We start from the raw sequence: 12,948 nt of genomic DNA, 5'->3' as shown, positions 1-12,948 counted from the left end.
ATAATCCCGAAATTCGGGCAACTAATCAAAGTTGGTTATTATTAAGGAGGATTTTAAATAATGGCAAAGGCTAAATTTGAAAGAACAAAACCACATTGTAACATTGGTACAATCGGACACGTTGATCACGGTAAGACAACATTAACAGCTGCTATCACAAAGACTCTTCATGAGAGACTTGGTACAGGTGAAGCTGTTGCATTTGAAAATATTGATAAGGCTCCAGAAGAAAGAGAAAGAGGTATCACAATCTCTACTGCTCACGTTGAGTACGAAACAGAGAAGAGACACTACGCTCACGTTGACTGTCCAGGCCATGCTGATTATGTAAAGAACATGATCACAGGTGCTGCTCAGATGGATGCTGGTATCTTAGTAGTTGCTGCTACTGATGGTGTTATGGCTCAGACAAGAGAACATATCCTTCTTTCAAGACAGGTTGGTGTTCCTTACATCGTAGTATTCATGAACAAGTGTGATATGGTTGATGATCCAGAACTTCTTGAATTAGTAGATATGGAAATCAGAGAACTTCTTAACGAATATGACTTCCCAGGCGATGATACACCAATCATCCAGGGTTCAGCTCTTAAGGCTCTTGAAGATCCTAACTCAGAATGGGGCGACAAGATTCTTGAACTTATGCATACAATCGATGAGTATGTTCCAGATCCAGAAAGAGATACAGATAAGCCATTCCTTATGCCTATCGAAGATATCTTCTCTATCACAGGTCGTGGTACAGTTGCTACAGGTAGAGTAGAAAGAGGTATCCTTAAGGTTAACGAAGAAGTTGAAATCGTTGGTATCCATGAAGACATCCGTAAGGTTGTTGTTACTGGTATCGAAATGTTCAGAAAGCTTCTTGATGAAGCTCAGCCAGGTGATAACATTGGTGCACTTCTTAGAGGTGTTCAGAGAGACGAGATCCAGAGAGGTCAGGTTCTTTGTAAGCCAGGTTCAATCACACCACACCACAAGTTTACAGCTCAGGTTTACGTATTAACAAAGGACGAAGGTGGACGTCATACTCCATTCTTCAACAACTACAGACCACAGTTCTACTTCAGAACAACTGATGTTACTGGTGTTTGTGAATTACCTGCTGGTACAGAAATGTGCATGCCTGGTGATAACGTAGAAATGACAGTTGAACTTATCCATAACGTAGCTATGGAGCAGGGTCTTCGTTTCGCTATCCGTGAGGGTGGTAGAACAGTTGGTTCTGGTGCTGTTGCAACAATCATTGAATAATTTTAAATCATTTAGACATAATTAGATTTAATATATATAATTTATAGTTCGGACGCCAAGGGGCTTGTAGTTTACTACAAGCCCTTTGTTTTTTTGCCTTTATATATTATCTATAAGATGATCATGGGAGAGTTAAATTTATAAGGGGAAAATTTTTGTATATTGTATACATTTTCATAAAAATTAGTTGTTTTTTTCTTTAATCTATCATATACTTATGCAGGAAATCCGATATAAAGAATGACTAGATTTGGGCTTGGCGCATAAGTTAAGTGCAGCCAATTAAAGCATATGGTCATTCATGGGTTGTTTACGTTGTATCCGCTTAGGGCGAGAACGACAGTAAGGAGGAGCAATATGAATAAGAACAAATTAAATGTTCGCAAGTTAGTTGAGTTAGGTGTTTTAACAGCTATCATTCTTATTATGGCTTTTACACCACTAGGTTATTTAATGACACCATGGGGAATTCAGATTACTTTAATTGTAATTCCTGTTGCAGTTGGTGGAATTATTCTTGGACCTAAGGCAGGCGCTTTCTTAGGTTTAGTATTTGGTTTAACATCATTTTCACAGAGTTTTTCAAGCGTATTAGGACAACAGATGTTACAGGTTAGTCCAGTAAAGACATTCATTTTATTAGTAGGTAACAGAATTTTAGTTGGTTTAATTCCAGCTTTGATTTATCTTGGCTTTAGAAAGCTTAAGCTTAACAAGGCAGTGGCAATCACAATTTGCTGCTTCTTAACACCTATTACTAATACGGTTCTTTACATCGCAGGTAACTGGTTAATGTTTAAGGATACATGGTTAGGCAATGAGTCATTAACTGGCGGTTATACTGGTAATGGCGGTTTTAGCTTACTCTTTTTCATGCTTGGTTTAGTAGCTGTAAACGGTATAGTAGAGGCTATTGCTTCGACTATTATTGGCTCTGCAGTTTGCCAGGCTTTAACACATACAGTTAATAAGGCAGATACACCCATAAGTGCTAGCTATAAGGAAGGCGTAGCAAAGGATGTAGTTGATAATAAGAATTTAGGCGAGTCGGCTTAAAACTAAATGAATTTGTAATATAAGGAACAGCTAAATGTGCTAGAATAACAGTAGTAATTATTGTTATAACATTTGGCTGTTCTTTTTTGATAAAAATAATGCTTTAATAAATTAGAATGGTAATAAAGAAAATTGATATAGGAATACATTTTCATAAAAAGGAGTTTATATGAGAGAGATTGATTTAATGGAGGTTGGCGGCTTTAAGGTTGGTCATTACACTGACGAAGAGGCGGCAACAGGATCAACAGTGATTTTATTTGATGAAATGTCAGCTGCGGGAGTGGACATTAGAGGCGGCGGCCCAGCTTCTAGGGATTCGCAGATTTTAAATCCACTAATGGCGGCAAATGAAATTAATGGTGTTTTATTATCAGGGGGCAGCGCTTTCGGCCTTGATGCGGCTGGCGGTGTACTTGAGTATTTATCAGAGAGAGGTATTGGCCTAGATGTGGGAGTTGCCAAGGTGCCTTTGGTGCCGGAGGCTTGTATATTTGACCTTGGAGTTGGAAGAGCTGATGTTCGTCCAGGTAAGGATGCGGGTTACAAGGCTTGCGAGAACGCTAGTTATGAGAGCCCAAAGAGAGGTAACGTGGGCGCTGGAACAGGAGCATCTGTGGGAAAATGTTGTGGCCCCGACAGAATGATGAAGTCAGGTTTAGGCACATTTGCAGTAGAATTAGGCGAGCTTAAAGTAGGCGCAATCGTGGCGGTTAACGCAGTTGGTGACGTTTATGAGGATGGCAAGGTTATCGCAGGCTTGATGAATAAGGATAGGACAGGGCTTGCAAGTTCTTTTGATGAAATATTATCATGGACTGAGAAGGCGTCTATGGGAAATGCAGGTGAGAGTGGTAAGATTGATCTCGCAGAGTCAAAGGCTTCCACTAATACTACAATTGGCTTGATTGTAACTAATGCCAAGTTCCCTAAGGCGATGCTTTGCAAGATTGCTGGTATGGCCCACAATGGTTATGCAAGAACTATTAATCCGGTGCATAGCATGATGGATGGAGACAGTATTTATGCGGCTTCAACAGGAAATGTGGAGTCGGATGTTAATACAGTTGGTATGCTTGCAGCCTTCGTTATGGAGAAAGCTGTAATTGATGCGGTTAAGCAGGCAAAGCCAGCTTATGGGCTAAAGGCCTATGAGGATTTTGCAAACTAGGCTTGGCAGTAAGTGTGCGGGAAGCGTATAGGAAATGTGCGGGAAGCGTGTTAGAAGTGTGCACGAAGTGCGAACGGGAAAGAGTGTGAAGTGCAGCTAATCTAGGAAACAAAAGGTAAATTTAGGAAGAGTCGTAATTAGGATTGCGGCTCTTTTTTTTATTGCAAGAAAAGACAATAAGGAGAAGAGCGTTGTGACTTGCAGCTAAAAAAAGATTGTGTACAATTTAAAATTTTAACTAAATAAGAAAAACTATCAATAAGGATTATTGACCTCCTAAATAATTTTATGATATTATCTTACTCGAACTCGAGTTAGTTTAGTTGAACACAATTTAGTAATGTAAAACATAATTTAGATTGATTAAACTAAAAAACTTTAGGTTTTCGTAACATTTTCATTAGTTTTATAAAAAATAGGGAGGAAAAAATGAAAATCAATAAGATTTTAGCTACAGTACTTGCTTTAGTATTAGTAGCAGCAAGTATTCCTGCAGTTAGCGCAAAGGCTGCAGACGAATATGTATACGGTACATTAAGCTATCTTACATACGGAGAGTATTTCTCTAGCGAATTAGGAGATAGCGCAGCAGTAGCAGCAGATGGATACGACACTATCACAAGTGCTACAACATCAAAGTATAAGTCATTTGTTAACTCAGCTTACACTACAGACGAGTCAACAGGTGAGACATCTATTTACGGTATCAGCAATGTTCCAGTAAGAATTGAGAAGTCAGTTTATGAAGCAGCAGTAGCTGGCACAAACAGCGCAGTAGCAAGCTTGCTTTCAAGAGGCTTCACAGAATCAGCTAGCGAATTGTCTGTTTATAAGGAAATCGCAAGCGACGGATCAATTAGCGCATACGTTGGTTTAACAAACACAGATGTAGCAGCTGATGCAAGCTCTTCAATCTCAACAGATACACCTTGGGGTAACTATATCGTTTACATTTATGCAAATGATGGTTCAGCTCTTGATTCAGGTAAGAACATCGAAGGTGCTTATGTAACAACAACAGACGGTCAGTCTTATCCTTTATATCACTCAGCAAACCTTTGGTTCCAGGCTTATGAGTTCTCATGGGCAGTTGAAGAAGACTTCACAGAGCCACACGGCAACAATCCTTACACAGCTTCTTTAACTGGACTTACAGGTAAGACAATTAGCTCAGTAACTTACATCTATAAGACAACAGATGAAAGCGGCGTTGCTACATTTTCAAAGAACACATATAACGTAGGCGAGCTAAAGGTTAAGAACTTACTTGATGATTCAGCTAGCGTAACAGCAACAGAGGCTAACAACACAAACAACAACACAGCTGACTTAACAGTTACAGCACCAGCAGGCACAAACTATAATGTGGCATCAGTTGGTTCATTAGTTGAGGGCACAGATTACACAGTGGCAGCAACAGAGTCAGGATACGCTATTAGCTTTTCTGAAAATGTAGCTGCAGGCGCATATACAGTAACACTTACTGATGACAATTACGAAGACATGACAGTTGATGTGGTTGTATCAGCAAACATTTCAGAGGGCGACATTACAATTCAGGACAATGCGTTAGTTATTAATAATGAAAATGTATCTCTTGCCGACTTCTTATCAGCTCTTTCATCTGCAACATTAACAGTAGATGGAACAACAATTAGCAATGGCGCAAGCGTGCTCTTTAACGAGGATGGCAGCGTTAACCTTGAAGCTAAGACATCAGGTCGTGGTGCTAAGACATTATTCCCAGAGGCAGCAAGCTATGAAGTGGTTTTAACAGTACCAGGTTACGGTACAATCACAGGTACAGTTGTTAAGGCAGAAGCTAGCGAAGAAGTAGCAGCTGAAGAAAGCGAGCTTGTAGAAGGCGACATCGAGGCCGAAGAAGTTGCAGCAGAAGAAGTAACAGTTGCAGCTGCAGCAAGCGAAACAGCAACAGAGGATACAGACACTAACGATTCAGCTAAGACAGCAGTATATGTAGTAGTTGCAATCCTTGCCCTTGCAGTAATCACAGGAGAGGAAATTCTTAGAAGAAAGAAGAGAGCGTAAAAATTTATATATAGTGGAGGAAAACTTTAAATGGTTTTCATTGTTGGACTTATTTTAATGTGTGCTTTAGTGTGGTTCTTTGCGGATCACATTAAGAAATATCCGGCTTATTTTTACGCCGGCTCGTTTATAATAACAGCAGTTGCATATTTTATTTATAAAAATGTAACTATGTCGGATTTCGTAGAAACTTATATCCTAGGTATATTTACAAAGGGAACCTTAGGAATTGCAGGTTTTTACATTGTAATGTTTACAGGTGCCCTAAAAAACGGCAGCAAGCTCATTAAGAAGCTCATGATGATTAGGGGAGAGTTATCAATCATGTCCTGCATCTTGATGTTTGCCCACCTTGCAATCTTTGGCCCATCCTACATTGGAATGGCAGCAAAGAACGCCAGCGTAATGTCAAAGAGCTTACTTGTAAGTATCATTTGCGGAACAGTGCTTTTAGTGCAAATGATCTACCTTGGGGTAACTTCAGTAAAGGCAATTAGACGTAAGTTTAAGGCAAAGACTTGGAAGAATCTTCAAAGAACAGCCTATCTCTTCTATTTCCTTACATACGTTCATGGGGTAACAATGCAGGCGACTAAGATTCAATCTGCCGATAAAGGCGCCCTAATCACAATCATTGCTTACAGCGTTTTATACTTTACATACGTGATTATGCGTGTAAGAAAGGCAGTCCTTGCAAAATACAAGAAGGCAGATGCCTTTAAAGTGGCTAAATTCGATAAAATAGGCACATCTATTGCAGGAGTTCTTGCAGTGGCACTCCTTTGCCTTATTACAATCCCACAGTTTAGTGAGTACGCAGAGGCAAGCGAAAGAATTGAGGCTAGAAAGAAAGAGGCCGCAGAGCTTCAGGCAATGCTTGATGCCCTTGAGGAAGATGAAGAAGTGGCGGCTGATAGTGCTGAAAATGTAACAGAACTAGCAGAGGAGAATGCATCAGAGGAGGCTTCATCAACAGAGGAAGCTAGCAGTGAAAATGCATCTACTACTGTTGATACATCTAACGCAAGCTCAAGTAATTCAGCCTCAACAAATACATCAGGCTCAGCTAGCACAAGTGCTGGAAGTACAGGCTCATCAAGTGCTGGCAGTTCAACAGGAAGTTCAGACTCATCGAGCGCCGCTAGTTCTAGTGCAGGAAGTTCATCAGCTAGCCAAGGCTCTTCTTCATCCACAGGAAGCGCCCAGGCAGAAGCTACAAGAACTTATAAGGCAGATGGAACATATAGTGCTTCAGCAACAGTTGATATGTATGAATATCCAATCATTGTAACAATTACAATTAGTAATGATAAGATTGTTTCAGCAGTAGCTAATTACAATGCTGCTGTATCGGATGAAGATTATACATGCTCAGAAAAAGCTGCAGGTGGTTTATCAGCCAGCGGTTATAGCGCAGTTTCAGGTGCTACATATTCATCAGCAGCTATTCAGAAAGCATATGATGCAGCAGTAGCCAAGGCAAAGAATTAATAAGGTATAAGTTCACGTTAGAGGGTTTAGCAGTTGACACAAATATAATATTTATACTAAAATTTAATGCCAGTAGGGTAACTTACTGGCATTATCTTATGTAAACGATGTGGCTTTCATATTTAAAGTGAAAAGCAATAGATTAAAAAGAAAGGGATAGGACTACGTTTTGTAGCCAGGTGATTTAAAATGTTTACTTTATCGGAAATACTAAAAAGAAATTATAAGAGGCTAGGCAGTTTGTTGTTAGTGCTTTTGGTGTTTGCGATGAATTTAACAGCTTGTACTAATACGAAAACTAGTAGCAGTTCAGCTACTGAGTCGGCTAGCCTATCAGAGTTACATTTTGACACAATCATGTCCATAAGTTTATATGGCAGTGACAAGGCGGCTTTAACAGAAATTATAAATGAGGCCTACGACGAGGTGGATAGATTAGAGTCTATCTTTAGCGCCCAGCTTGAAACTAGCGAGCTTTACAGTATAAATCAGGGGATTGCAAAAGGCCAGACAAGCTTTGTGATTTCTAAGGAGCTAACTGAGGTTATTGACTACGCCCTTAAGGTAAATGAAGAGTCTAATGGGGCTCTTGATATTACTATTGGAAATTTAATTAATCTTTGGGGCATTGGTACAGATCACGAGAAACTACCAACTGATGATGAGATAGCAGCGGCGCTTGTTGGCACTGGCTGTGAATATATAAGCCTTGATAAGGAGACTAATACTTTAACGGTTTCCTCTGAAAATGTGCAGCTAGACCTTGGGGCTATTGCTAAGGGCTACGCAGCAGACCTAGTAAAAGAGCTGATTTTAGCTAAGGATTCAAGCGTGGTGGGCTTGCTAGATTTTGGCGGCAACATCATGACTATTGGCTCAAAGCCAGATGGCAGCAATTGGAAGGTGGGCATTACAGACCCTCTTGATTCCACTAGCGTTTACGGCGGGGTTAGTGTCTCTGACCTTTGCGTGGTCACTTCTGGTAATTACGAGAGATATTTTGAGGAAAATGGAGTGCGCTACCACCACATCTTAGATGCCGCAAGCGGCTACCCTGCAGATAAAGGCATCATTAGCTCATCTATTATTGGGGCTTCTTCAATTGAGTGCGACGCTCTTTCAACTGCATGTTACTGCCTTGGGGTAGAGGATGCACTTGCTTTGATAAACTCCCTTGATGGTGTGGAGTGTGTGCTAATTGATAATGATGGAAATTATTATACTAGTGATGGAATCGGGGACTATAATTTTACAAAGGCAGAGTAAGGCCGGCGCCTGTGATACGTGACCTGGCGGCGCCGGCTCTATCGGCGTGGCTTGACGTAAAATGTGGCCGGCGCGGCGCGAATCTGATGGCGGCCCCTAGGGGTTAGCATCATCTGTGCGCCGCCCATGTAACCGGCGCCGCCCTTGCAATAAGCGCCGCCCTTGCAACAAGCGCCGCCCTTGCGCCTGTCCAAATTTAGAAAGGAGATAATATGGATTTGAATAAAAAGGACATGAAGGAAATGAAAAAGGCAGACAGCTCTAAAGATAAATCTAAAGAGAAATCTAAAGCTAGTACTAAGAAAATCGCAATTATATTATCTCTTCTAATCCTTGTAATTGGACTAGGGGCGGGACTTAGCCTTTACATAATGAACAGGGAAGCGACAGATGGCAGCTATGCCTACATTTACCAAAACAACGAACTTATTAAAGTGGTAGACCTAACCAACGTGAAGGAAGACTATGAATTTAGAATTGACTCAGAAGACGGGGGTTATAATATTGTAAAGGTAACAACAGATGGCAGCATCGGAATCATAGAGGCCTCTTGTCCAGATCACGTCTGCATGAACACAGGCTTTATAAGAAATGGCCTAGTTCCCATAACTTGCCTTCCAAATGAACTTGTAATCGAGGTTAAGAATTCTAAAGAAGACAGTAATCTTGAATACGATGGGGTTGCCCAGTAAGGAGTTTTTATGTCAGTTAGAAAAATCACATTGTTAGCCCTATATACAACTATAGCCCTAACAATTTTCGTAATAGAATCAGCAATACCAACAGTTGTGCCAATTCCCGGAGTGAAACTTGGTCTATCTAATATCGTGACACTTTTTGTAATAAAACGACATGGAGCAAAGGAGGCGGCTATCGTCCTTATAATGAGAGTAATACTTGCCTCAATATTTGCAGGACAAATAGTATCCTTTACATACTCCATTGCCGGTGGCTTTTTATGCCTAATTGTAATGGCAATTATAAACTTTATTCTAAGAGGCGAGTTTTTATTTATCACTAGCGTCTTTGGTGCCATTGCCCACAACGTAGGTCAGATTCTTGCAGCATTTTTTGTTTTGAAAATGTCTGGCATCTTCGCCTACATTCCTTTCCTTATAATTAGCGGTATCATTACCGGCTTGTTTACAGGCTTTGCCTGCTACTTTGCAGAAAAGAAGATTCCAAGAAAGCTAACTAATGAGCTTAACTAGAGGGTAAGCTAGAAAAAAACAGTTAGATAAATATAGAAGAAAAAAATCCCTATCACAGTAAATTTGTGATAGGGATTTTAAGTTCATTTAATTCTAAAATTAATTATTGCATTTAACCCAGTCGGAGAAATCCACCACCTCGTTAGTGTAGGTGGTGGATTTCTCCGACTGAGTTAAACGCTCCGCAAGGATGCGCACGGATTCGGACAGGAATTTGTCTGCTGAAGCAGACCCGAATCCGGCGCGCAAGACTCGCGAGCGAGTCTTGACATTACCGACGATTATGCATTTTCAAAACGACCACTAGCGCCACAAGGAAGCACGAGTCCGTTTGAGCTTACTGGAAGGCCAACTTCCTGAGAGTCTACAAAGGCATTAGGATTCTTATCTAGGACGTCCTTTAACTCAGTCTTTAACATGTAAGTTAAAACAGCTGGCTGAAGGCCTGTTGTGTATGAATTAATAAGGAAGAATAGCGGATCGTCGTTTAGAATCTGCATACAAATCTTAACGAGATTGTGGATGGATTCTTCAATCTTCCAAATTTCGCCCTTAGGTCCACGACCGTATGATGGTGGGTCCATGATGATTGCATCGTATGTGTTTCCACGTCTGATTTCACGTTCTACAAATTTAACACAGTCGTCTACGAGCCATCTAATAGGGGCATCAGATAGTCCGGAACTTGCAGCATTTTCCTTAGCCCAGTTAACCATACCCTTAGAGGCATCTACGTGAGTTACCTTAGCGCCGGCAGCGGCAGCGGCAAGAGTTGCACCACCTGTGTAGGCGAAGAGGTTAAGTACCTTGATTTCCTTATCTGGATTGGCTTTCTTCTTATTATATATGAGTGTTGAGAACCAGTCCCAGTTGGCAGCCTGCTCTGGGAATAGGCCTGTGTGCTTGAAGGAGAAAGGCTTTAAGTTAAATGTAAGCTTCTTTCCTATTGGCAATTCGTAGTTAATCTGCCACTGCTGAGGTAGGTCGAAGAATTCCCATTCTCCGCCGCCCTTCGAGCTTCTGTGGTAGTGACCGTTCATGTGCTTCCAGCCGTATTCCTTCTTTGGAGTGTCCCAGATTACCTGTGGGTCCGGACGCACGAGCAAATATCCGCCCCAGCTTTCAAGCTTCTCACCCTTTGATGTGTCAATAACGTCGTATTCTTTCCAATTATTGGCTATAAACATAGTATCCTTCTTTCTTCTAACGATTTATTAAAACAAATTGGCCTCTGCCAAAATGTTAGTTATCTTTTTACGCACTAAAGATTATATATGATAGTGAACTTTTAAGCAAATCAATCTTTGCAATTGACAGAAATCTTTTTTATAGCTTATCATAGGTGTGATTGACTGGGGGCTTTGCCTTGCTGGTTAGTCACATTTTTTCAAAAATAATGTTAATAAATAATATAAGAAGCAATTTCTTTGTGGAAAGGTTTATATATGAATATTTTAAACGTTGAGAATATATCTAAGACTTATGGAGAGAAGGATCTTTTTAAAAATGTATCTCTTGGTATTAACAAGGGCGACAAAATCGGCGTCATTGGCGTTAACGGTACGGGTAAGTCTACATTTTTAAAAATCATCGCAGGCCTTGAGGAGGCAGATTCCGGCAAGGTGGTTAAGGGTAATGGGGTAAATGTTACATATCTTGAACAGATGCCAAACTTCCTTGAAAATGAAACAGTTCTTTCTTATTGTATGCGTGGTAAGCACAATGCCACTGAGGCGGAGGCTAAGGAAATTTTAAATAAGCTTGGGGTGCCTGATTTTGACAAGTCTATTAGCTTGCTTTCTGGTGGCCTTAAAAAGAGGGTGGCGCTTTGTAAGGCAATCCTTGAGCCTAGCGAGGTTTTAATTTTAGATGAGCCTACAAACCACCTTGATAATGAGATGGTTATTTGGCTTGAGGACTATATTAAGGCCTTTAAGGGCGAGCTTATTATGGTTACTCACGACAGATATTTCCTTGATAATGTAACAAACAAGATCGTGGAGCTTGATTATGCAAATCTTTACGAGTATGACAGCAACTATTCTGGCTTTCTTGAGCTTAAGACTCAGAGGGAGGAGATGGAGCGCGCCACTGAGAAGAAGCGTCAGAACACTCTTCGCAGGGAGCTAGAGTGGATTAAGCGTGGTGCCCTTGCTCGTTCTACTAAGCAGCAGGCAAGAATTGATAGATATGAGGATATGAAGCAGGCTTCTCGTGAGGCGAGAGCGAAGTTTATGAAGTCGGACCTTATTATGAGTTCGGTGGGAACTCGCCTAGGAAATAAGACCATTGAGCTTCACAACGTGGGCAAGGCCTTCGGGGATAAGAAGCTGTTTTCTGACTTTGAATACATTTTCTTAAAAGATGATAGAATCGGTATCATTGGTAGTAACGGCTGCGGAAAATCTACTTTAATGAAGATTATCACAGGGGAGCTAGAGCCTGATAGTGGTAGCGTGGAGATTGGCGAAACGGTGCGCATTGGCTACTTTATGCAGGAGAATGAGCCTCTTGATGAAAATGCTACAGTGCTTGAATTTGTGCGTTCTATCGGCGAGTATGTCACAACCGCTGAGGGTAAGGCCACTGCTTCTCAGATGTGTGAGAAGTTCCTTTTTGGGCCTAAGCAGCAGTGGACACCTATTCGTAAGCTTTCTGGTGGCGAGAAGAGACGACTCTATCTTTTGTCGGTGCTTATGAGTGCGCCAAATGTGCTTATTCTTGATGAGCCGACTAATGATTTGGATATTGAGACTCTTGAGATTTTGGAGGAGTACCTTGATGGCTTTGCGGGCATTGTCATTGTGGTTTCTCATGACCGCTACTTCCTTGATAGAGTGGTGGATAGAATTTTTGCTTTTGAAAATGGACACCTAAGCCAGTACGAGGGTGGCTATTCCGATTACAGGGACAAGGCCGTTATGGCTGGCAAGTTGTTAGAGAACGGGGCAAGAGCTGACTCTACTATTAACAATACATTTTCAAATGCCAGAAACCTTGAGGCGGCTAACGAATACAAGGCTAACAAGTCTCACAGCAGGAAGTTTAGCTATGCTGAGAAGAAGGAGTTCGAAACTATTGATGATGACATCGCAAAATTAGAGGACAGAATTGCGGAAATCGATGGGCTTATACTTAAGTGTGCTACTGACTTTGTAAAGCTTAACGAACTTACTAAGGAAAAAGAGGAAAAGGAAACGCTTCTTTCGGAAAAAATGGACCGTTGGGTTTATTTGAATGAATTAAATGATGAAATAAATGGTAATTAGTCTTGAAATAGATGGAGGTTCATGTTATCATTTCTAAAGATTTTATAAAACTTTATTATGAGGGGCTTATACATTAAGAGTGCACTTAATGGCTTATTTATGTTTACTTGTGAGGGTTTAGGTGGCGTCTGAGCTTTCTTAATGAAGAGGTTTAATGAGATCAAAAAAGTAATAATATGGG

Annotated in this window: 10 protein-coding genes; 9 read left to right on the top strand and 1 reads right to left on the bottom strand. The window is 40.8% G+C overall.

Annotated elements, in window-relative coordinates; translation table 11 throughout:
* Positions 1–60: 60 nt before the first annotated feature.
* The 8 genes from tuf to BLQ66_RS07445 all read left to right on the top strand — a co-directional run bounded on the left by tuf (position 61) and on the right by BLQ66_RS07445 (position 9,498).
* Positions 61–1,254, top strand: coding sequence for an elongation factor Tu (tuf, locus tag BLQ66_RS07480; RefSeq protein ID WP_027430861.1), 1,194 nt, complete (start codon positions 61–63; stop codon positions 1,252–1,254).
* A 357-nt stretch (positions 1,255–1,611) separates the two neighbouring features.
* Positions 1,612–2,310, top strand: a complete 699-nt coding sequence (locus BLQ66_RS07475) for an ECF transporter S component (protein ID WP_074521627.1) — start codon at positions 1,612–1,614, stop codon at positions 2,308–2,310.
* A gap of 169 nt (positions 2,311–2,479) precedes the next feature.
* On the top strand, positions 2,480–3,481 hold the full coding sequence (locus BLQ66_RS07470) for a P1 family peptidase (RefSeq protein ID WP_074521626.1): 1,002 nt from the start codon (positions 2,480–2,482) through the stop codon (positions 3,479–3,481).
* 429 nt (positions 3,482–3,910) lie between these two features.
* Positions 3,911–5,530 (top strand): autotransporter outer membrane beta-barrel domain-containing protein, encoded by a 1,620-nt coding sequence (locus tag BLQ66_RS07465; protein WP_074521625.1) that lies wholly within the window; start codon positions 3,911–3,913, stop codon positions 5,528–5,530.
* 30 nt (positions 5,531–5,560) lie between these two features.
* Complete coding sequence (locus tag BLQ66_RS07460) at positions 5,561–7,021, top strand: ferric reductase-like transmembrane domain-containing protein (RefSeq protein ID WP_074521624.1); 1,461 nt, start codon at positions 5,561–5,563, stop codon at positions 7,019–7,021.
* Positions 7,022–7,288: 267 nt separating this feature from the next.
* Positions 7,289–8,287 carry an FAD:protein FMN transferase gene (locus BLQ66_RS07455; protein ID WP_074521623.1) on the top strand — a complete coding sequence of 333 codons (999 nt, stop codon included), beginning with the start codon at positions 7,289–7,291 and terminating at the stop codon, positions 8,285–8,287.
* Positions 8,288–8,499: 212 nt separating this feature from the next.
* Positions 8,500–8,979 (top strand): NusG domain II-containing protein, encoded by a 480-nt coding sequence (locus BLQ66_RS07450; protein WP_074521622.1) that lies wholly within the window; start codon positions 8,500–8,502, stop codon positions 8,977–8,979.
* A 9-nt stretch (positions 8,980–8,988) separates the two neighbouring features.
* Positions 8,989–9,498 (top strand): Gx transporter family protein, encoded by a 510-nt coding sequence (locus tag BLQ66_RS07445; RefSeq protein ID WP_074521621.1) that lies wholly within the window; start codon positions 8,989–8,991, stop codon positions 9,496–9,498.
* 281 nt (positions 9,499–9,779) lie between these two features.
* Here BLQ66_RS07445 and BLQ66_RS07440 read toward each other — a convergent pair whose 3' ends face one another.
* The gene (locus tag BLQ66_RS07440; protein ID WP_074521620.1) at positions 9,780–10,685 is read right to left on the bottom strand and encodes a class I SAM-dependent methyltransferase; all 906 of its coding nucleotides are present in this window, start codon (positions 10,683–10,685) and stop codon (positions 9,780–9,782) included.
* A gap of 258 nt (positions 10,686–10,943) precedes the next feature.
* Between BLQ66_RS07440 and BLQ66_RS07435 the strand changes: the two genes are divergently transcribed.
* Positions 10,944–12,767 carry an ABC-F family ATP-binding cassette domain-containing protein gene (locus BLQ66_RS07435; protein ID WP_074521619.1) on the top strand — a complete coding sequence of 608 codons (1,824 nt, stop codon included), beginning with the start codon at positions 10,944–10,946 and terminating at the stop codon, positions 12,765–12,767.
* Positions 12,768–12,948: the final 181 nt, after the last annotated feature.

The sequence above is a fragment of the Lachnospira pectinoschiza genome (assembly GCF_900103815.1).
Classification (GTDB): domain Bacteria; phylum Bacillota; class Clostridia; order Lachnospirales; family Lachnospiraceae; genus Lachnospira; species Lachnospira pectinoschiza_B.
The sequence above is the reverse complement of the archived record's forward strand: the minus strand, read 5'-3'. Positions and strand labels throughout refer to the sequence as shown.

Bases quoted from the DNA above. Each gene is read 5' to 3' on its own strand.
- tuf (WP_027430861.1), top strand. From the start codon at position 61: ATGGCAAAGGCTAAATTTGAAAGAACAAAACCACATTGTAACATTGGT.
- BLQ66_RS07475 (WP_074521627.1), top strand. From the start codon at position 1,612: ATGAATAAGAACAAATTAAATGTTCGCAAGTTAGTTGAGTTAGGTGTT.
- BLQ66_RS07470 (WP_074521626.1), top strand. From the start codon at position 2,480: ATGAGAGAGATTGATTTAATGGAGGTTGGCGGCTTTAAGGTTGGTCAT.
- BLQ66_RS07465 (WP_074521625.1), top strand. From the start codon at position 3,911: ATGAAAATCAATAAGATTTTAGCTACAGTACTTGCTTTAGTATTAGTA.
- BLQ66_RS07460 (WP_074521624.1), top strand. From the start codon at position 5,561: ATGGTTTTCATTGTTGGACTTATTTTAATGTGTGCTTTAGTGTGGTTC.
- BLQ66_RS07455 (WP_074521623.1), top strand. From the start codon at position 7,289: ATGAATTTAACAGCTTGTACTAATACGAAAACTAGTAGCAGTTCAGCT.
- BLQ66_RS07450 (WP_074521622.1), top strand. From the start codon at position 8,500: ATGGATTTGAATAAAAAGGACATGAAGGAAATGAAAAAGGCAGACAGC.
- BLQ66_RS07445 (WP_074521621.1), top strand. From the start codon at position 8,989: ATGTCAGTTAGAAAAATCACATTGTTAGCCCTATATACAACTATAGCC.
- BLQ66_RS07440 (WP_074521620.1), bottom strand. From the start codon at position 10,685: ATGTTTATAGCCAATAATTGGAAAGAATACGACGTTATTGACACATCA.
- BLQ66_RS07435 (WP_074521619.1), top strand. From the start codon at position 10,944: ATGAATATTTTAAACGTTGAGAATATATCTAAGACTTATGGAGAGAAG.